This is a genomic window from Hydrogenophaga sp. L99 (assembly GCF_058731905.1).
This window is the reverse complement of record NZ_CM178972.1, coordinates 660,918-677,141: the sequence shown is the minus strand read 5'-3', so window position 1 is coordinate 677,141 and position 16,224 is coordinate 660,918. Positions and strand designations below refer to the sequence as shown.

The window sequence follows — 16,224 nt, the reverse complement described above, 5'->3', positions numbered from 1 at the left end:
GCCTGGGATCAGGCAGCGGTAGCGGGAGCGGCTTTGGCAGCGTGTTGCTTGACCAGGCGGGCCACGGTGTCCGATGGCTCGGCGCCAACGCCGGTCCAGTAGGTCAGGCGGTCCACGGCGATACGCAGGGGCTCTTCACCACCACGGGCCAGGGGGTTGTAGAAACCGATACGCTCGATGAAGCGGCCATCGCGGCGGTTGCGCTTGTCAGCAACCACGATGTTGTAGAAAGGACGGGCTTTGGAGCCGCCGCGGGAGAGTCGAATGACGACCATGATTTATCCTTCGGGTGGAGAGGCACCACAATCGGTACCTCACCGGGTTTTCATCGGCTGAACTTCATCCGATTTATCAACCCGTTTCATTGCAACGCTTGAGACACACGACTGACCACCCGGTCAGCGAAACGCCGCAAAACCCGCGATTATAGCCCCGTGCTGGCGCACCGACCAGCACACCACCCTTACCGGCCGATGGCCACCCCAACGCTTTAACGATTCATGCCCCTGATCCGCCCCAGCCGCGACGAAGATCTCGACGCCATCACCCGCATTTACGGCCACCATGTGCTGCACGGCACCGGTACCTTTGAAACCACCCCGCCCAGCGTGGCCGACATGACCACCCGCCGAGCCGACGTGCTGGCCAAAGGCCTGCCCTGGCTGGTGGTGGAAGACGGTGGCGAGGTGCTGGGTTTTGCCTACGGCAACTGGTTCAAGCCGCGCCCGGCTTACCGGTTTTCGGTTGAAGATTCGATTTACATGGCGCCAGAAGCCGCAGGCAAGGGCCTGGGGCGCGCCTTGCTGGCCGAGCTGCTGGCGGCGCTGGAGCGCGCCGGTGTGCGCAAGGTGATGGCGGTGATTGGCGATTCGGCCAACGCAGGGTCCATTGGCGTGCACCGCGCGCTGGGCTTTGAGCCCGCGGGCGTCATCAACTCGTGCGGCTGGAAGTTTGACCGCTGGCTGGACATTGTGCTGATGCAAAAGCCGCTGGGCGCTGGCGACAGCACGCCACCGAAGGACATGGCATGACGCGCCGCGCCAAAAATAAAACCGTGGCCACCTGGCTGGCTGTGGTGGTTGGCAGCATGGGCGTGCACCGCTTTTACCTGCGCGGCCTGGGCGACTGGATCGGCTGGCTGCACCCGATTGCTGCAGGTCTTGGCTGGTGGGGCGTGAACCGGGTGCAGGCGCTGGGGCAAGACGACAAGCTGGCCTGGGTACTCATTCCTTTTTTGGGCAGCAGCATCGCGGCGGGCTGCCTGGCGGGCATTGTGTATGCGCTCAGCGACCGGGCCAAGTGGAACCGCTGGTTCAACCCGGGCACCGATGACGAAGCCAAGGCCGGTGCCACCAACTGGCTGACGATTGGCGCGCTGGTGCTGGGCCTGCTGCTGGGTACCGTGTCGTTCATGGGCAGTTTGACCTACGGCATCCAGCACTACTTCGAATACCAGATTGAAGAGGCCCGCAAGATCAGCCAGTAGCGCGCTCGCAAGGCGGAGCGGCTCAGTTCACATACGCCATCACCAGCATCACCAGGCTCAGCGTAAACAGCGCCAGCAAGGTGGACAGGCCCATGCTGGTGGTGGTGAGTTCTTGCGCCACTTCGTAGCGCTGAGCAAACAAAAACACGTTGGCGCCCATGGGCAACGCGGCAGCCACCACCATCACGGTGAGCGGCAAGCCGGTGATGCCGGATGCCCAGGCCGACAGACCCACCAGCAGCGGCAAAGCCAGGTTTTTGGACGCCGAGATCCACAGCGCCTGGCGCAAGTGGCCGCCCAGTGGCGTGCGGGCCAGCGTCACCCCCACCAGCACCAGCGCAATGGGGCCGAAGGCGCTGCCCAGCAGCTGCAGCGGTTTGTCCACCACCGCAGGCAAGGCCCAGCCGGTCTGGGCAAACAGCAAGCCGCTCAAAATGGGCAACGGAATGGGGTGGATCAGTGCGCCCTTGAAGGCCGACCAAGCCGTTTGCAGCACATGGGGCGCGCGCTCGCCACCGGCACGGGCTTCGCGGGCCACCGCCAGCTCCAGCACCACGGAGCCCACCGTGAGCAAGATCAGCGCGTGCACCGACACCAGGGTCAGCAGCGTCACCAGGCCGGCCTGGCCGTAAGCCAGCTCCACCAGGGTGATGCCGATCATGACCATGTTGGAAAACACCCCGCCCAGCGCCATCACCACACTTCTGCGGTTGAAGCCGCGCCAGGCAATGGACACGCCCAGCAGGGCCAGCGCCGCCGGAAAGTAGGCGGCCACGGGCCGCAAGTCCAGCGTCTCAAAATGCACCGCGCTCATGGTGCGAAACAGCAGGGCCGGGATCAGCAGCAAGAAGACGAGGTTGGACAGGTCCTTGACGGCGGCTTCACGAATCCACTGCAGTCGCCCGGCCAAGTAGCCGAGGGCAATGAGCAAAAAAACCGGGGTGAGGGAAGCGACGACGGGGTGGGTAGCGATGTTCACCCGGCGATGGTATCGCCGACCCTGCATGGGCGCTGTCGCGCGGAGGCCGGCGCACAGCGGCTGAGGGCGATGACCTTACTTCACGCCCACACCCTCGGTGATGCGGTAGTACAACCCATAGGGGTCTTTTTGCAGCACATGGAACTTGCCCTCGACCACCACCGCGCCCAGGCTGTATTTGACCGGGGTTTTGGTGCGCACTTCCACCATGCTTTCCGGGCCGCCGGGGGTGCAAAACGAACAGGTCAATGGCACCGAGGCCAGCAAGAAGTGGCTCTGCTGCTCGCCCGCTTCCAGCGGCATCATGAAGCCCTGAAGGCGCAGCGTTTTCTGGTTCAGCGCCGCGACGGCTTTGGGGTAGACGGGCACGATGCGCCGGTTTTCAATGCGCGTGGTCACGTCGGTCAGAACCGACCAGGCCACGACGTCGGTGCGTTTGGACAGCGGCGCAAACGGACTCAGCGGGCTGTGCACGCCCGCGCCCTGCCCGTGCGGCACCGCCGACGGCGTGCCCGCAGGTGCAGATTTTGATGGTGTCGGCGTGCCCAGAGGCGGCGACAACGTTTGCGCGAAGGCAGCAGCCACTCCGCACAAGGACAACGCAACAACAGAACGGGAAAAGTGATTCATGCGAAAGAAGTGTCTGAGCCCAAGAACGCCACAGAACCGGCTTGCCGGGCGCCAGCGTGGCCCCTTGAGGGGCTGAGCGGCTGCGCGCAGCGGGCAAGCGATGGGAGTGGGCTCAGTGGGCGTGTTTCATGCCGCAATATTTACCAATGGCCAGACCCTTGCAGGCGGTCTGGAGTTCCTTCATGCACACGTCTTCGCTCTTGCCCGATTCCAGGCATTTCGCCGCGTTGTCGTGGGCGGCTGCCATGGCGCGGTGGCGGGCGGCGTCTTCCTTGCGTTCTTTGTCGGAATGCTGGGCCAGCGCGGCGGTGCTCAGCAAAGCCGCAGCAGCCAGAAACATCGAATATCTTTTCATGGGCATCACCTCGAATTCAACAATGGCATCACGTCCAGCCGGTAAGCGCTGATCGCGGGCAGCCCCGCCGCCAAGAGCGCCACCCCCAACGCCAGCACGGGCACCCACACCTCGGTGCGCACCCATTGCCAGCCCGAGATGGCGAGCGACTGCTCAGCCATCAACATCGCGCCCAGCAGCGCGGCCAAGCCGTGCGCCGCCAGCAAGCCCAGCACGCAAGCCAGCGCCGCCAGCCACATAGCTTCACACAGCAGCAGCGCGCCCACCTTCAGCGGTGACGCGCCCAGCATGCGCAGCATGGCCAGGTCGCCCCGGCGCTCGCGCACTGCGCTCCACAGCGCGATGAAGACCGATAACGCCGCCACCCCCAGCAGCACCGCGCCCAGCCCCTGAAACACCCGCGTGCCCACACCCACCATGCTCAGCAGGCGGGTGATTTCCACCGCCGGCGCGGCCGCCTGCATGGCGGTGCTGTCGTTGATGAAGCGCAACAAACTCACCGCCGCCAGCGGGGTGCTGTAGGTGATGAGCGCCAGCGTGATCTCGCGGTCAGCGGCCAGCGCGGCGCGGTCTTCTTCGTCCATGTCGTCAGTGGCGTGCATGTCGTCGTGCACTTTCCATACCGACTCGGTGGCGGTCAGCACCAGCCGGTCGAGCACACAGCCGCAGGGCGCCAGCACGCCGGTGACGGTGTAAGCCGCTTCGGCGTGCACAGCGCCGCCAGCGCCCAGGCCGTGCGCGCCTTCAAAGCTCTGGCCAGTTTGCAAACCGGTGCGGGCTGCCACCTGCGAACCCAGCACCGCTTGCATGGGCGCCTGCCACAGCGCGCCGTGCGCCAGCTTGGCGCCGAAATGGGCCGGGTAGTCGGCCGTGGTGCCCACCATGCGAAAGCCCGCCAGGTTGTCCCCCAGGCTCAGCGGAATGAGCTGGGCCACCTGCGGGTGCTGCTGCAGGGCCTGCACATCGTCCAGCGCGATGTTGCCCGGTGGCACGTCCAGATGAAACACGCCCGCCAGAATGAGCTGCATGGGGCTGCCTTTGGCGCCCACCACCAGGTCAATGCCGGCCAGGTCGCGTTCAAAGGCGCGGTCCACCTGGTCGCGCGCAATGAGCACAAAGGCCACGGACGCCAGGCCCAGCGCGAGCAACAGCAGGTTGAGCACCGTGGCCAGCGGGCGCGACCACAGGTAGCGCCACGACAGCGTGAACACATTCATGCCGCAGCCCCGGCAGCCTTGGCATGGAAGGCCAGCACCTGCGCCTGCGGCAGCGCCTGCAGCACCCGCGCATCGTGTGTGGCCACCACCAGCGTGGCGCCACAGGCCTGGGCACTGCGCTGCAAACGCTGCAAGGCGGTGGCACAGGCCGCGTCGTCCAGGCTGGCGGTGGGCTCGTCGGCCAGCACCACGCGCGGGCGCAGCAGCAGGGCACGGGCCAGGGCCACCCGCTGGGCCTGCCCGCCTGACAGCTGGGCGGGTTTGCGGCCCGCCAGGTCGGCCACGCCCAGCGCGGCCAGACCCTGCGCCATGGCCACCCGGTCCACCGGCAAACCGGCGGCGAAATACACCAGCGCCAGGTTGTCGGCCACGGTGAGCGCGTCGCTCAAATACAGTTTTTGCGGCAAAAAGCCCACGTGGCGGGCCCGCCAGGCGTCGCGCAGGCCGGGGCCGAGCGCCGCCACGTCCTGTTCAGCCACCCGCAACACGCCCGCGCTGGGCGTGAGCAAACCCGCCGCCAGCGCCAGCCAGGTGGACTTGCCGCTGCCCGACGGCCCGCGCAGCAGCAGCGTGCCGCCCTGCGCCACCGACACGTCGTCAAAGCGCAGCGCCTGCCCCGCAGGGTAGGCAAAAGCCACGCCCCGCGCCTGAATCACGCGAGCGGCTCCTGGGTGCCGCTGGGCGCAGCGGGTATGCAGCCGGCACAGGTGCCGTGAATGGACAGGTCGACCCGCTGGCCCTGGTGGCCCAGGCTGGCCAGGGTGCGAAACAGGTCGGTGGCCACGGCGCGGGTCGGCTCGCTGGCCTCGGTCAGCCGAAACTGGCGGTGGCAGGCGTCGCATTCAAACCGGGGCACCAGACCTTCTTGCGGCGCGTCGGCCAGGCAAAAGCGCCAGGTGCGTGCGCCGTCGTCGGCGTGGCGTTGCAGCACGCCGCAGGCGGCCAGCCGGTCCAGCAGGCGGTACAGCGTGACGCGGTTGATGTCCAACCCGCGGGCCGTGAGCGAGGCCAGTGCCTGCGCGTGACTCAGCGTGCCCTGCGGGTTCGCCAGGAACAGGCCGAGCACGGCGCGGGTGCCCAGGGTGCGGCGCAGGCCAGCGGCTTCCAGGCGGGTCTGAATCTCGGGCGGCACGGCAGCGGGCTCTTTGGCGGGACGGGCAGACATGGGCTTGCCTCCATTTGTTGCAACTAAGTTGCGTTACTATCGCCTTCTTTGCACATTAATGCAATTCAGTTGCAACAGTTTAAACGGCCCGCCCCCATGTCCCACCCGCCCGCAGACCCGACCACCTCGGCAGCCCCGGTGATTGAGCTGCACAACCTCACGCTGGGCTACGACCGCCACCCCGCGGTGCACCACGTCAGCGCGCGCATTGCGCCGGGCTCGCTGCTGGCGCTGGTCGGCCCCAACGGCGCAGGCAAGTCCACGCTCATCAAGGCGCTGGCGGGTGAACTGCGCCCCATCAGCGGCTCGGTGAGCGGCCTGGCCGGGCAGCGCATCGCCTGGCTGCCACAGCACAGCGGGCTGGACCCGAGCTTCCCCATCGACGTGCGGCGCATGGTGGCCATGGGCCTGTGGCACCGGGTGGGCGCGCTCGGGCGCTTCACCGCCGAACACCGCCGCCTGTGCGACGAGGCGCTGGCCGCGGTGGGCCTCACCGGCTTCGAGTCGCGCGGGCTGGACACCCTCTCGGGCGGCCAGTTGCAACGCGCCCTGTTTGCCCGGCTGATCCTGCAGGACGCGCCAGTCGTCATGCTCGACGAACCCTTTGCCGCCGTGGACAACCGCACCAGCACCGACCTGCTGGCCCTGCTGCACCGCTGGCAGCACCATGGCAAAACCGTCATCGTGGTGTTGCACGACCTGGCACAGGTGCGCGCGCACTTCCCGCTCACGCTGCTGCTGGCGCGTGAGTTGGTGGCCTTCGGGCCGACCAACGAGGTACTGACCAACGCGCACTGGGCCCGGGCACAGCGCATGCAAGAACCGTTTGACGACGATGCGCCGCCGTGCGCGGTCTCGCCAGAACTGCACGCCCACACCCATCCCCACGCGGCAGAGGCTCTGTCATGAGCGACATCACCGCATCGCCTCTCATGGTCTGGCTGCTGGCCAACCCCTTGCTCGGCCCGCTGGTCGAATTCGGCTTCATGCGCAGCGCGCTGCTGGGCTGCGTGGCGCTGTCGCTCAGCGCGGCGCCGGTGGGCGTGTTCCTGATGCTGCGGCGCATGAGCCTGACCGGCGACGCCATGGCCCACGCGATCTTGCCGGGTGCGGCCATCGGCTACCTGGTGGCGGGCTTGTCGCTCACCGCCATGACCATCGGCGGCGTGTTCGCTGGTCTGGCGGTGGCGGTGGGTTCCGGGCTGGTCTCGCGCAACACCGTGCTGCGCGAAGACACCAGCCTCGCCGCGTTCTACCTGCTCTCGCTGGCGCTGGGTGTGCTCATCGTCTCGGTGCGCGGCAACAGCGTGGACCTGCTGCACGTGCTGTTCGGCACCGTGCTGGCGCTGGACGACGCGGCGCTGCTGCTGCTCGGTGGCATCAGCGCGGTCACGCTGGTTTCGCTCGCCCTGCTCTACCGCCCGCTGGTGATGGAGTGCCTGGACCCAGGCTTCCTGCGCCAGGTCAGCCGCTGGAGCCCGGTGGCGCACTACGGTTTTCTGGGCCTGCTGGTCATCAACCTGGTGGCCGGTTTTCACGCGCTGGGCACGCTCATGGCGGTGGGCATCATGGTGCTGCCCGCGGCCACCGCGCGCTTCTGGGTGCGCCGCCTCGGTCCGCTGCTGCTGCTGGCCACCGCGCTGGCGCTGGCCGCCAGCCTGGCCGGCCTGCTGCTGTCGTACCACGCCGACCTGCCCACCAGCCCGGTGATCGTGCTCAGCCTCGGCGCGGCCTACCTGCTGTCGCTGCTGCTCGCCCCGCACGGCGCGCTGCGCCACCAGCGCCCTGCGTCGTCCCATCTCAAAGCCTGAAACCCAAGGACCCTCCATGACCACTTCTGCGCGTCGCCATTTCATCGCCTCCGCCATCGGCCTCGCCATGCTGGCGCTCAGCCCGTCGCTGCAGGCCCAGACCCCCACACCCATCAAGGCCGTGGCCAGCTTCAGCATCCTGGCTGATCTGGTGAAACAGGTGGGGGGAGACCGCCTGACGGTGGATGCGCTGGTGGGCCCCGGCAGCGACGCCCATGTGTTCCAGCCCACGCCTTCCCAAGCGAAGCTGGTCGGGCAGGCGCAGATTGTGTTTTCCAACGGCCTGGGCTTTGAAGGCTGGATGAACCGCCTGCTCAACACTGCCAGCTACAAGGGCCGCCACGTGGTCGTCAGCCAAGGCATTGAACCCGTCAAGGGCAAAGCCGACGACCATGGCCACCAACACGGGCACAGCCACGGCGGTGCGGCAGACCCGCACGCCTGGCAAAGCGTGCCCAACGTAATCACCTACGTGGGCAACATAGCCAAGGGCCTGTGCGAGGTCGACGCCAGCAGCTGCGACGTGTACCAACGCAACGCCGGCGCCTACATCGCCCAGCTCAAGACGCTGGACGCCGACATCAAGGCCGCCTGGGCCCCCATTCCGCTGGCTCAGCGCAAGGTGATCACCTCGCACGACGCTTTTGGCTACTACGCCAAGGCCTACGGCGTGAAGTTTCTAGCCGCGCAGGGTGTGAGCACCGAAAGCGAAGCCTCCGCCAAGGGCGTGGCGCAGTTGGTGCGGCAGATCAAAAAGGAAAACATCAAGGCGCTGTTTGTGGAAAGCATTTCAGACCCGCGCCTGATCGCCCAGATTGCACGCGAAACAGGCGCGAAACCGTCTGGCGCGTTGTATTCCGACTCGCTGTCTGCACCCACGGGCGAAGCGGGCAGCTACATCGCCATGATGCGCTTGAACACCCAGTCACTCACCGCCGCCGTGCGCGGGCTCTGAACACCCGTGGCCCCAGCGCACAAAGCTGTGACGCCCCGGGGGCATGGGCGCGGTGGTAAGGTGCCGCCTCCCCGCTGGGCGCTTACCCGCCCACTGCCATCCCCCGCCTTGACACCCATCCCCGCATGACGAACACCGAAATACTGGTTTGCGTGCTGTGCCGCCCCGCCGGCGCACCCCGCGAAGCCCCCCGCGCCGGCCGCGCCCTGTTTGAAGCGGTGCAGGAAGCCGCGTTTCTTGAAGACCTGCCGTTTGCGGTGCGCCCGGTGGAATGCATGAACGGCTGTTCGCGCTCGTGCACCGTGGCGCTGCAAGCGCCGGGCAAGAGCGTGTACTTTTTTGGCGACCTGACCGCCGACACCGAGACCGCCCAGCAGGTGATTGCCTGCGCCCAGATGCACCAGCTCAGCCCCGACGGCACCTTGCTGCGGGCGGAACGCCCCGAGCGCCTGCGCGAGGGCATTTTGGCCCGCTTGCCGGCCTGCCTGCCTGCGGCCTGAAGCGCCAGCGGGCGTGCCGGCTGAGCTTCAGCCGCGCGCCAGTCTCGCAAACGTTTTGCGAAACTTCGCCACCTTGGGCGCGGCCACGGCCATGCAGTAGCCCTGGTTCGGGTTGCGCTCAAAAAAGTCCTGGTGGTAGTCCTCGGCGGGCCAGTAGTCGGCCAGCGCCAGCAGCTCGGTCACCACCGGGCGCCCAAAGGCATCGTCCCGAGCCAGTTCGTCCAGCAGCGTCTGGGCGGTCTGCCTCTGTTCGTCGTTGGTGTAATAAATGCCGCTGCGGTACTGCGTGCCCACGTCGTTGCCCTGCCGGTTGGGCGTGGTCGGGTCGTGAATCACAAAGAAAATTTCCAGCAGCTCGCGCGTGCTGATCACGGTCGGGTCGTACACCAGCTTCACCACTTCGTTGCAACCGGTGCGCCCGGTGCACACCGCTTCGTAGCTGGGTTGAGCCGTCTGCCCGTTGCTGTAGCCCGACTCCACGTCCGTCACGCCGCGCACTTCTTTGTACACACTCTCGGTGCACCAGAAGCAGCCGCCGCCCAGCACGATGGTTTGCAAATCAGTCATGTTGTGTTCCTTGAAGGCCGGCGGTGAAAAACCCCGGCAGCCCGCCACTCTAGCCCGGCTGCGCCGCAGCGCGCACCGTGGCCAAAAATGCCCCCAGCGCCGCCTCGTCGTGCCCGGTGCGCCACAGGCAGTGTGTGTCGTAAGGCGCCAACGGCTGGGCCAGCGGCACAAACACCACGCCGGGCAAACCGGCCTGCTGCAGCGCCGCCGGCACCAGCGCCACACCCAGCCCCTGCGCAATGACCGACACCACGCTCAGCCAGTGCCGCAGTTCAAAGTGCAGCGCCGGTTCAAAGCCCGCGTCGGCACAGGCCGCCAAGATGCGGTCGTGGTAGTCGGGCGACACGGCCCGCATCACCACAGCAAATGCCTCGCCCTTCAGCCGCTCCAGCGGCAGCACCGCCTGCGCTGCCAGCGCATGGCCCGCCGGCAGGCAGGCCATAAAAGGCTGGCTCGACACCAGAATTTGCGAAAAACCCGCTGGCACCCGGGTGGTGTGCACAAAGCCCAGGTCCAACCGGTCGTGCACCAGTTCCACCAGCTGTTCGCTGCTGCTCAGCTCGCGCAGCGCCAGGCGCTGCCTGGGGTGCGCGCTGCCAAAAGCCCGCAGCACCTGCGGCAAACCGCGGTAGAGCACGGTGCCGGCAAAGCCAATGTGCAACTGCCCCGCTAGGCCCTGCCCCACGTCGCGCGCCTCGCGGGCCGCCATGGCCGCCTGTTCCAGCAACGCCTGCGCACGAGGCAAAAAAGCCAGCCCAGCAGCGGTGAGCGCCACGCCGCGGCTGTTGCGCTCAAACAGGCGCGCGCCCACCGAGGCTTCCAGCTGCTGAATATTGAGCGAGAGCGGCGGCTGCGTCATGGCCAGCCGCTGGGCCGCGCGCCCAAAATGCAGCTCTTCGGCCAGCACGGTAAAACAGCGCAGGTGGCGAAATTCCATAAATATGTTTTTTGTATTGATTAATCGTTAATCAATATTAGACAGCTATTCATGGGCCAACGACAATGCCCAGCAAACCCCACCCCGACCACCGGAGACCCGCACCATGGCATCGAACAAAAACACCTTCAGCTGGGAAGATCCCTTCCACCTGTCCGCCCAGCTCACCGACGACGAGCGCCAGGTGCAAGAAGCCGCCCGCGCCTACTGCCAGGAAAAGCTGCTGCCCCGCGTGACCGAAGCCTTCCGCCACGAAACCACCGACGTGTCCATCTTCCGTGAGATGGGCGAGCTCGGCCTGCTTGGCCCCACCATCCCCGAAGCCTACGGCGGCAGCGGCCTCAACTACGTCTGCTACGGCCTGGTGGCCCGCGAAGTGGAGCGCGTCGATTCGGGCTACCGCAGCATGATGAGCGTGCAAAGCTCGCTGGTGATGGTGCCGATCAATGACTTTGGCTCTGAAGCGCAGAAGCAGAAGTACCTGCCCAAGCTCGCCACCGGCGAGTGGATCGGCTGCTTCGGCCTGACCGAACCCAACCACGGCAGCGACCCGGGCAGCATGGTCACGCGCGCCAAGGCCGTGCCCGGCGGCTATTCGCTCAGCGGCGCCAAGATGTGGATCACCAATAGCCCGATTGCCGACGTGTTCGTGGTCTGGGCCAAGGACGACGGCGGCCAGATCCGTGGCTTCATTCTGGAAAAAGGCTTCAAAGGCCTGAGCGCTCCCGCCATCCACAGCAAGGTCGGTCTGCGCGCTTCCATCACCGGCGAGATCGTGATGGACGAGGTGTTCGTGCCGGAAGAAAACGCCTTCCCGGATGTGCGCGGCTTGAAAGGCCCATTCACCTGCCTGAACAGCGCACGCTACGGCATCGCCTGGGGCGCACTCGGCGCCGCCGAGGACTGCTACTTCCGCGCCCGCCAGTACGTGATGGACCGCCAGCAGTTCGGACGCCCGCTCGCCGCCAACCAGCTGATCCAGAAAAAACTGGCCGACATGCTGACCGAGATCAGCCTGGGCCTGCAAGGCTGCCTGCGCCTGGGCCGCATGAAGGACGAAGGCACGGCCGCGGTCGAGATCACCAGCATCTTGAAGCGCAACAGCTGCGGCAAGGCGCTGGACATCGCCCGCCTGGCACGCGACATGATGGGCGGCAACGGCATCAGCGACGAATTCGGCGTGGCGCGGCATTTGGTGAACCTGGAAGTGGTGAACACCTACGAGGGCACGCACGATGTGCATGCGCTGATTCTGGGCCGGGCGATCACCGGGATTGCGGCGTTTTCGAACTGATTTATTCCGCGCTTGCAAAAAAAGGGGCTCCTATAGATAAGGCCCGTTAAAGTCTGAACTTTGTCTGATTTTCGCGATCAGAGTGTCATGGAAAAAGAAAGCGCAAGAAGTCAGACACTGGAGCAACTTCACGAACGACGCAAACAGGTCGTGAGGCTGTACAGACAAGGCACCAAGATCATGCAGATCGTCACGATGACGGGGCTGAGCTACCCGACAGTGCGAACGGCTATCGATCTGTTTGACGCTGGCGGCTGGGGTGCGATACGTCCCGCTGTTCGTGGACGAGCCAGAGGCGATGGCCGGGTGCTCGGTCAGGCGCAGGAAGATACCATCCAGCGCCTGATCATCGACAAACGCCCCGAGCAGCTCAAGATGGATTTCAGCTTGTGGAGCCGGGCCGCAGTGGGTCAGCTCATCGAACAGGAATTTGGCATCAAGCTGCAAGTGCGCAGCATCGGCAAGTACCTCACCCGCTGGGGCTTCACACCGCAAAAGCCCATCAAGCGCGCTTACGAGCAAAGCCCTGCTGCCGTGCAGGCTTGGTTGGAGGGCGAGTACCCCGGCATTGAGCAGCGCGCCAGGGCCGAGGGGGCCGAGATTCACTGGGGCGACGAGACGGCCTTGGTCAACACCGATGTGCGCGGCAGGAGCTTCGCGCCAGCGGGCAAAACACCGGTGGCCATGGCCGTGGGCGGCACCCGTCAAAAGCTCTCCATGATTGCCACGGTGACCAACCAGGGCAAGACGCGGTGGATGATCATTGACGAGGCTTTCGATGCTGAGAAGCTCATCGAATTCCTACAAGCTTTGATCAAGGACGCGGGTAAAAAAGTCTTTCTGATTCTGGACAACCTGCGGGTCCACCACAGCAAGCTGGTGAAGGCTTGGGTGGCTGAGCGGCAGGACCAGATCGAGTTGTTCTACCTGCCCAGCTACAGCCCACAGCTCAACCCAGAGGAGCGGCTCAATGCGGACTTGAAGCAGGAGATGGGCAAGCGCGTGCCGGTGCGAACCAAGGCCAAGCTACGCGATGCGGCCAACGATCACATGGCGATGCTGGAGCAAAACCCCGAGCGCGTCATGAGCTACTTCCAGGACCGTCACGTTCGATATGCAGCTTAAGACTTCACAGGGCCGGATCAATAGTGGAAGCCCTTTTTTGTTTTGGCGGTGAAACGACTGGAAGTAAGGCTACTCAATTCAGACCGACGCGAAGCCCATTCCGTGTAAAGGATCCTACGTGAACCCATCGAACAGAAAGATGGACTCCCGTCAGTCTTCCCGAGGCAGGACCGCCATTTGAGCTACCCGAACTTGCCACGTTGGACGCGGCGTTCGGCGCGCACTTTCTCAACATAGGCAGCGATATTGACTCCAGCACCGGTAACGGCATCGCGGGCCCGCCTTATGTTGCGAATCTTGAAGGTGCGTTCGGCTTTCCGTGCCTCACAAAAGGCCGTGATCTCCATTGCTCGCAAATCCAAGTGCAGGATTCGTATCGTGCGGCTTGTTTCTTCTCCATATGCGTCCACATACCTGATCTCCCAACGCCCAGGCAGGTTAAACATGCCGGTTCTACTAGGCGAAGATACGACCGGAGACGAGTGAAATGGTTTGGCCGACAAACGAGCAATCGCAGCGATCTCGTCCTGCACATTGGTGTGAAGAGAGCTCGATGGCTCCTGGGACTCCTCTGGCAGTTTCAAGATCCCGTCCATATTTGAAGAGTGCGAACCAGAATGCACCCTGGAACGCCAGCCCTTTTTCTCACGCCGCTGATCTTTCCAGATGGACAACGCGAGAAAGGCGGCCAGCGGTACACCAAACATCAGCAACATCTGGAAAAAAGTCACGTAGCCTCCTCAAATAAACGCAGTGAGTCTGTCGATCTTGCCGCGCTGACCGCTTCACCGCCTGAACAGCCGCCTGAGCAACAGCGTCTGAAAATCCTGCATCTGTCCGGCCACCGCGTACACACAGGTGTTGCCCTCGATCTGCCGTTACAGGATGCAGTGGTGTGAGCTGAGGACCGTGCGGTAATCCGTGATACCCACACTGGCAAGCAAGGGAACCACTGGGCCGGTGATGAAGCCCAAATCCACCTGAGCGAGCTGCGCAAAGATATCGTCTTCGGCGGCCAGCCAGAGCTCGGGGGTCCAGCGCTCCAGCATGTAATCCTGCAGGTCAAGCAGGTCGGCTTGCGCGTCGGACAGGATGACGATGGCCATGGTACGGTCAGCGCTGCTGGCGCCGTTGAGCCAGCTGGGCGCGCGACTCTTCCACCGAGAGACCCAGACCCGCCCGCCGGTCTTTCTCACCCAGCGCGAGCAGCTTGAGCAGGGCGATCAGCTCCTGCTTTTCCTGGTACTGCTGCACGCCCTCGATCACCATGGCGGCTTCGCCGTTCTGGGTGATGATGACCGGAGCCCCGGTGGCGGCCACCTCTTCCGAGATCTGCGCGGCGTGGCTCTTGAGGTAGGAGATGGATCGGATCTGTTCACGGGCTTGCATGGCACCTCCTTATGGTGGACTGAATTTATCCCCGTATTTGGACGCAGTCAACCTGGATCGGTAATGATCGCGGGTGCTTGGGTGCGCCTGCTCATGTGTTCTCTATCTAGGTACAAAAGGCAGCTCCCGAATGTGCGACACCGCCACCAATGGCGCCTGACACGCCGAATCCCCGCGCAGCACTGGGTCAAGCACACACTGCGATCATGTGCCGATGAACCCATCCATTCCCTTCCAACCTGTGGCACAGCGCCCTTGGCGGGTCGCTGCATTCGCCTGTACGGTGGGCGGCTTGCTGGCCGCCTGGGCAGCAACTGCCCAGGCCCAAACCGCCGCAGCGGAGCCACAGCGCGTACGGGTGGGGCCTTTGCTGGTGGACCGCACCGAAGTGACCATTGGCCAGTTTGCCCGCTTCGCCCAAGCCACCGGCACCGTGACACGCGCCGAGCGCGAGGGTGGCGGTTTTGAATATGTGGGTGGCTGGCAAAGGCGCCCCGGCTGGACATGGCGCACCCCCGATGGCGTGCCGCCTGCGTCCAACCAGTTGCCTGCCGTGCACCTGACGCACGCCGAAGCCGAGGCCTATTGCCGCTGGGCGGGTGGCCGCTTGCCCACCGCTGCGGAATGGACCAGCGCGGCCTACACCGAACAGCGCAACCCAGCCCCCCGCGCCTTGGGTGCGCGGCACCACTTACCCCTACCCCACCGGGAACACCCCGCAAGGCGCCAACACCAGCGGCGCCGATGCCTGGCCACGCGCCGCGCCGGCAGGGGCCACAGCCGAGGGTTTGAACGGCCTTTTCGACATGGGGGCGAATGTGTGGGAGTGGGTGAGCGACGCACAAGGCGCCGAGCGGCGCACCATGGGCGGCTCGTGGTGGTACGGACCAGAGCAAATGCGCAAGGACATGAACGCCTGGAAAGCGGCGGACTTTTACGCGGTGTACATCGGGTTTCGTTGCGTTGCCGCGGTGAACTGACTGTCAGCGCCTTGGGGCTGCCTGGTCGCAACGCACCAGCGGTTCAATCCACCCGCTTCGCCACGTACACCCCATAGCTGAAAAACGCTTTGTGCGCTTCGTACAAGGCGATCTCTTGCTCTTGCTCGGCCACCACGGCCAGCGCGGCTGCGCTGTGGCCGTGGCGCCGCAAAAAGTCGCCGAAGCCGGCCTGCAGCGGTCGGTAATAGTTTTCCATCCAGCAAGACTCGGGCAGCACGAAGTAGCCCAGTGGCGAATAGCCGTGTCGCTCCAGCACACGCATTTTTGCTGAGGCCGTGCCGACCTCGGGATATTCGCGTTCCCAGTGCGCTTGCAGCTCGGGCGGCCGAACGTCGGTGGTCCAGGTGAGTTCGGAGGCCACGAGCACGCCACCGGGCTTGAGGAGCCGCCGCCAGCTTTTCACGCCGTTTTCAAATCCCATGTTGTAGATGGCGCCCTCGGACCAGAGCAGGTTGAACTGCGCGTCGGCAAAAGGCAGTTCGCTCATGGACGCTTCGAGCGGCGCCACGCAGCGGGCCAAGCCGGCGGCGGCGATGCGCTGCGCCAGCGTGGCCAGAAAGGGCGCCAGAACGCCCACCGCGGTGATGTGCGCCCGAGGCAGCAGCCGGGCCAGCGCCAGCGTGGACGCACCGGTTCCGCAACCGATGTCGGCCACGGCGGCAGGCGCATCCGGGTCGAGGCCGCTCAGACGCAGCGCCAGCGCGGTGTGTGCATCGTCCCCCGGCCCCTGGCGGTGGTTGGGTTGGTGCAGGTCGATCAGCAGATCCAGGTTGTCCATAGGGCGTGCGTGTCATGTTCATTCAACCCACGGGC

Annotated in this window: 21 protein-coding genes and 2 pseudogenes; 10 read left to right on the top strand and 13 right to left on the bottom strand. The window is 65.3% G+C overall.

Features of this window, described 5'->3' with window-relative positions:
• Positions 1-8: 8 nt before the first annotated feature.
• On the bottom strand, positions 9-275 hold the full coding sequence (rpsP, locus tag AC4QBL_RS03265; RefSeq protein ID WP_472899597.1) for a 30S ribosomal protein S16: 267 nt from the start codon (positions 273-275) through the stop codon (positions 9-11).
• 225 nt (positions 276-500) lie between these two features.
• Between rpsP and AC4QBL_RS03260 the strand changes: the two genes are divergently transcribed.
• Positions 501-1,031, top strand: a complete 531-nt coding sequence (locus tag AC4QBL_RS03260) for a GNAT family N-acetyltransferase (RefSeq protein ID WP_472908325.1) — start codon at positions 501-503, stop codon at positions 1,029-1,031.
• Positions 1,028-1,486, top strand: coding sequence for a TM2 domain-containing protein (locus tag AC4QBL_RS03255; RefSeq protein WP_472908324.1), 459 nt, complete (start codon positions 1,028-1,030; stop codon positions 1,484-1,486). The genes AC4QBL_RS03260 and AC4QBL_RS03255 overlap by 4 nt, the downstream gene beginning before the upstream one ends.
• A gap of 22 nt (positions 1,487-1,508) precedes the next feature.
• Here the strand turns inward: AC4QBL_RS03255 and AC4QBL_RS03250 are convergent, their stop codons facing one another.
• The 6 genes from AC4QBL_RS03250 to AC4QBL_RS03225 all read right to left on the bottom strand — a co-directional run bounded on the left by AC4QBL_RS03250 (position 1,509) and on the right by AC4QBL_RS03225 (position 5,832).
• Positions 1,509-2,492, bottom strand: a complete 984-nt coding sequence (locus AC4QBL_RS03250) for an AEC family transporter (protein ID WP_472908323.1) — start codon at positions 2,490-2,492, stop codon at positions 1,509-1,511.
• A 48-nt stretch (positions 2,493-2,540) separates the two neighbouring features.
• Entirely contained in the window at positions 2,541-3,095 is a 555-nt protein-coding gene (locus tag AC4QBL_RS03245) for a DUF3299 domain-containing protein (protein WP_472908322.1), read from the bottom strand.
• A 112-nt stretch (positions 3,096-3,207) separates the two neighbouring features.
• Complete coding sequence (locus AC4QBL_RS03240; protein WP_472908321.1) at positions 3,208-3,450, bottom strand: hypothetical protein; 243 nt, start codon at positions 3,448-3,450, stop codon at positions 3,208-3,210.
• A 5-nt stretch (positions 3,451-3,455) separates the two neighbouring features.
• A complete protein-coding gene (locus AC4QBL_RS03235; protein WP_472908320.1) occupies positions 3,456-4,667 on the bottom strand; it encodes an FtsX-like permease family protein in 1,212 nt (403 codons plus the stop codon).
• Positions 4,664-5,323: an ABC transporter ATP-binding protein gene (locus AC4QBL_RS03230; RefSeq protein WP_472908319.1), complete on the bottom strand. Its 660-nt coding sequence runs from the start codon at positions 5,321-5,323 to the stop codon at positions 4,664-4,666. Before AC4QBL_RS03230 ends, AC4QBL_RS03235 begins: the two co-directional genes overlap by 4 nt.
• Entirely contained in the window at positions 5,320-5,832 is a 513-nt protein-coding gene (locus tag AC4QBL_RS03225; protein ID WP_472908318.1) for a Fur family transcriptional regulator, read from the bottom strand. Before AC4QBL_RS03225 ends, AC4QBL_RS03230 begins: the two co-directional genes overlap by 4 nt.
• Positions 5,833-5,928: 96 nt before the next feature.
• On the opposite strand from AC4QBL_RS03225, the gene aztA reads away from it, so the two are divergent.
• The 4 genes from aztA to AC4QBL_RS03205 all read left to right on the top strand — a co-directional run bounded on the left by aztA (position 5,929) and on the right by AC4QBL_RS03205 (position 9,098).
• Complete coding sequence (gene aztA, locus AC4QBL_RS03220; RefSeq protein ID WP_472908317.1) at positions 5,929-6,741, top strand: zinc ABC transporter ATP-binding protein AztA; 813 nt, start codon at positions 5,929-5,931, stop codon at positions 6,739-6,741.
• The gene (locus AC4QBL_RS03215) at positions 6,738-7,643 is read left to right on the top strand and encodes a metal ABC transporter permease (protein WP_472908316.1); all 906 of its coding nucleotides are present in this window, start codon (positions 6,738-6,740) and stop codon (positions 7,641-7,643) included. Before aztA ends, AC4QBL_RS03215 begins: the two co-directional genes overlap by 4 nt.
• A 16-nt stretch (positions 7,644-7,659) precedes the next feature.
• Positions 7,660-8,598, top strand: coding sequence for a metal ABC transporter substrate-binding protein (locus AC4QBL_RS03210; RefSeq protein ID WP_472908315.1), 939 nt, complete (start codon positions 7,660-7,662; stop codon positions 8,596-8,598).
• 125 nt (positions 8,599-8,723) lie between these two features.
• Entirely contained in the window at positions 8,724-9,098 is a 375-nt protein-coding gene (locus AC4QBL_RS03205; RefSeq protein WP_472899609.1) for a DUF1636 family protein, read from the top strand.
• 27 nt (positions 9,099-9,125) lie between these two features.
• Here the strand turns inward: AC4QBL_RS03205 and msrA are convergent, their stop codons facing one another.
• Positions 9,126-9,665, bottom strand: a complete 540-nt coding sequence (msrA, locus tag AC4QBL_RS03200) for a peptide-methionine (S)-S-oxide reductase MsrA (RefSeq protein WP_472908314.1) — start codon at positions 9,663-9,665, stop codon at positions 9,126-9,128.
• Positions 9,666-9,714: 49 nt separating this feature from the next.
• A complete protein-coding gene (locus AC4QBL_RS03195) occupies positions 9,715-10,602 on the bottom strand; it encodes a LysR substrate-binding domain-containing protein (RefSeq protein ID WP_472908313.1) in 888 nt (295 codons plus the stop codon).
• A 106-nt stretch (positions 10,603-10,708) separates the two neighbouring features.
• Between AC4QBL_RS03195 and AC4QBL_RS03190 the strand changes: the two genes are divergently transcribed.
• Complete coding sequence (locus AC4QBL_RS03190; RefSeq protein ID WP_472908312.1) at positions 10,709-11,896, top strand: acyl-CoA dehydrogenase; 1,188 nt, start codon at positions 10,709-10,711, stop codon at positions 11,894-11,896.
• 87 nt (positions 11,897-11,983) lie between these two features.
• The gene (locus AC4QBL_RS03185) at positions 11,984-13,021 is read left to right on the top strand and encodes an IS630 family transposase (RefSeq protein ID WP_472907607.1); all 1,038 of its coding nucleotides are present in this window, start codon (positions 11,984-11,986) and stop codon (positions 13,019-13,021) included.
• Positions 13,022-13,203: 182 nt separating this feature from the next.
• On the opposite strand, the gene AC4QBL_RS03180 is transcribed toward AC4QBL_RS03185, so the two are convergent.
• The 3 genes from AC4QBL_RS03180 to AC4QBL_RS03170 all read right to left on the bottom strand — a co-directional run bounded on the left by AC4QBL_RS03180 (position 13,204) and on the right by AC4QBL_RS03170 (position 14,410).
• Positions 13,204-13,752 (bottom strand): hypothetical protein, encoded by a 549-nt coding sequence (locus AC4QBL_RS03180; protein WP_472908453.1) that lies wholly within the window; start codon positions 13,750-13,752, stop codon positions 13,204-13,206.
• Positions 13,753-13,899: 147 nt separating this feature from the next.
• Positions 13,900-14,127 (bottom strand): type II toxin-antitoxin system RelE/ParE family toxin, encoded by a 228-nt coding sequence (locus tag AC4QBL_RS03175; RefSeq protein WP_472908452.1) that lies wholly within the window; start codon positions 14,125-14,127, stop codon positions 13,900-13,902.
• 7 nt (positions 14,128-14,134) lie between these two features.
• Positions 14,135-14,410, bottom strand: coding sequence for a type II toxin-antitoxin system Phd/YefM family antitoxin (locus AC4QBL_RS03170; RefSeq protein WP_472908451.1), 276 nt, complete (start codon positions 14,408-14,410; stop codon positions 14,135-14,137).
• A 214-nt stretch (positions 14,411-14,624) separates the two neighbouring features.
• Here AC4QBL_RS03170 and AC4QBL_RS03165 point away from each other — a divergent pair.
• Both AC4QBL_RS03165 and AC4QBL_RS03160 read left to right on the top strand, forming a co-directional pair.
• A pseudogene (locus AC4QBL_RS03165) lies at positions 14,625-14,993 on the top strand (SUMF1/EgtB/PvdO family nonheme iron enzyme); the annotation flags it as partial.
• A gap of 94 nt (positions 14,994-15,087) precedes the next feature.
• Positions 15,088-15,390 carry a formylglycine-generating enzyme family protein gene (locus AC4QBL_RS03160; protein ID WP_472908450.1) on the top strand — a complete coding sequence of 101 codons (303 nt, stop codon included), beginning with the start codon at positions 15,088-15,090 and terminating at the stop codon, positions 15,388-15,390.
• A 373-nt stretch (positions 15,391-15,763) separates the two neighbouring features.
• Here AC4QBL_RS03160 and AC4QBL_RS03155 read toward each other — a convergent pair.
• A pseudogene (locus AC4QBL_RS03155) lies at positions 15,764-16,189 on the bottom strand (class I SAM-dependent methyltransferase); the annotation flags it as partial.
• Positions 16,190-16,224 lie beyond the last annotated feature (35 nt).

What these genes read in the sequence shown, in the direction of transcription:
- AC4QBL_RS03250 (WP_472908323.1), bottom strand. Translation starts at nt 2,492, where the DNA reads ATGCAGGGTCGGCGATACCATCGCCGGGTGAACATCGCTACCCACCCC.
- AC4QBL_RS03185 (WP_472907607.1), top strand. Translation starts at nt 11,984, where the DNA reads ATGGAAAAAGAAAGCGCAAGAAGTCAGACACTGGAGCAACTTCACGAA.
- AC4QBL_RS03215 (WP_472908316.1), top strand. Translation starts at nt 6,738, where the DNA reads ATGAGCGACATCACCGCATCGCCTCTCATGGTCTGGCTGCTGGCCAAC.
- AC4QBL_RS03205 (WP_472899609.1), top strand. Translation starts at nt 8,724, where the DNA reads ATGACGAACACCGAAATACTGGTTTGCGTGCTGTGCCGCCCCGCCGGC.
- AC4QBL_RS03255 (WP_472908324.1), top strand. Translation starts at nt 1,028, where the DNA reads ATGACGCGCCGCGCCAAAAATAAAACCGTGGCCACCTGGCTGGCTGTG.
- AC4QBL_RS03260 (WP_472908325.1), top strand. Translation starts at nt 501, where the DNA reads ATGCCCCTGATCCGCCCCAGCCGCGACGAAGATCTCGACGCCATCACC.
- AC4QBL_RS03235 (WP_472908320.1), bottom strand. Translation starts at nt 4,667, where the DNA reads ATGAATGTGTTCACGCTGTCGTGGCGCTACCTGTGGTCGCGCCCGCTG.
- aztA (WP_472908317.1), top strand. Translation starts at nt 5,929, where the DNA reads ATGTCCCACCCGCCCGCAGACCCGACCACCTCGGCAGCCCCGGTGATT.
- AC4QBL_RS03245 (WP_472908322.1), bottom strand. Translation starts at nt 3,095, where the DNA reads ATGAATCACTTTTCCCGTTCTGTTGTTGCGTTGTCCTTGTGCGGAGTG.
- AC4QBL_RS03240 (WP_472908321.1), bottom strand. Translation starts at nt 3,450, where the DNA reads ATGAAAAGATATTCGATGTTTCTGGCTGCTGCGGCTTTGCTGAGCACC.
- rpsP (WP_472899597.1), bottom strand. Translation starts at nt 275, where the DNA reads ATGGTCGTCATTCGACTCTCCCGCGGCGGCTCCAAAGCCCGTCCTTTC.
- AC4QBL_RS03225 (WP_472908318.1), bottom strand. Translation starts at nt 5,832, where the DNA reads ATGTCTGCCCGTCCCGCCAAAGAGCCCGCTGCCGTGCCGCCCGAGATT.
- AC4QBL_RS03175 (WP_472908452.1), bottom strand. Translation starts at nt 14,127, where the DNA reads ATGGCCATCGTCATCCTGTCCGACGCGCAAGCCGACCTGCTTGACCTG.
- msrA (WP_472908314.1), bottom strand. Translation starts at nt 9,665, where the DNA reads ATGACTGATTTGCAAACCATCGTGCTGGGCGGCGGCTGCTTCTGGTGC.
- AC4QBL_RS03170 (WP_472908451.1), bottom strand. Translation starts at nt 14,410, where the DNA reads ATGCAAGCCCGTGAACAGATCCGATCCATCTCCTACCTCAAGAGCCAC.
- AC4QBL_RS03190 (WP_472908312.1), top strand. Translation starts at nt 10,709, where the DNA reads ATGGCATCGAACAAAAACACCTTCAGCTGGGAAGATCCCTTCCACCTG.
- AC4QBL_RS03195 (WP_472908313.1), bottom strand. Translation starts at nt 10,602, where the DNA reads ATGGAATTTCGCCACCTGCGCTGTTTTACCGTGCTGGCCGAAGAGCTG.
- AC4QBL_RS03210 (WP_472908315.1), top strand. Translation starts at nt 7,660, where the DNA reads ATGACCACTTCTGCGCGTCGCCATTTCATCGCCTCCGCCATCGGCCTC.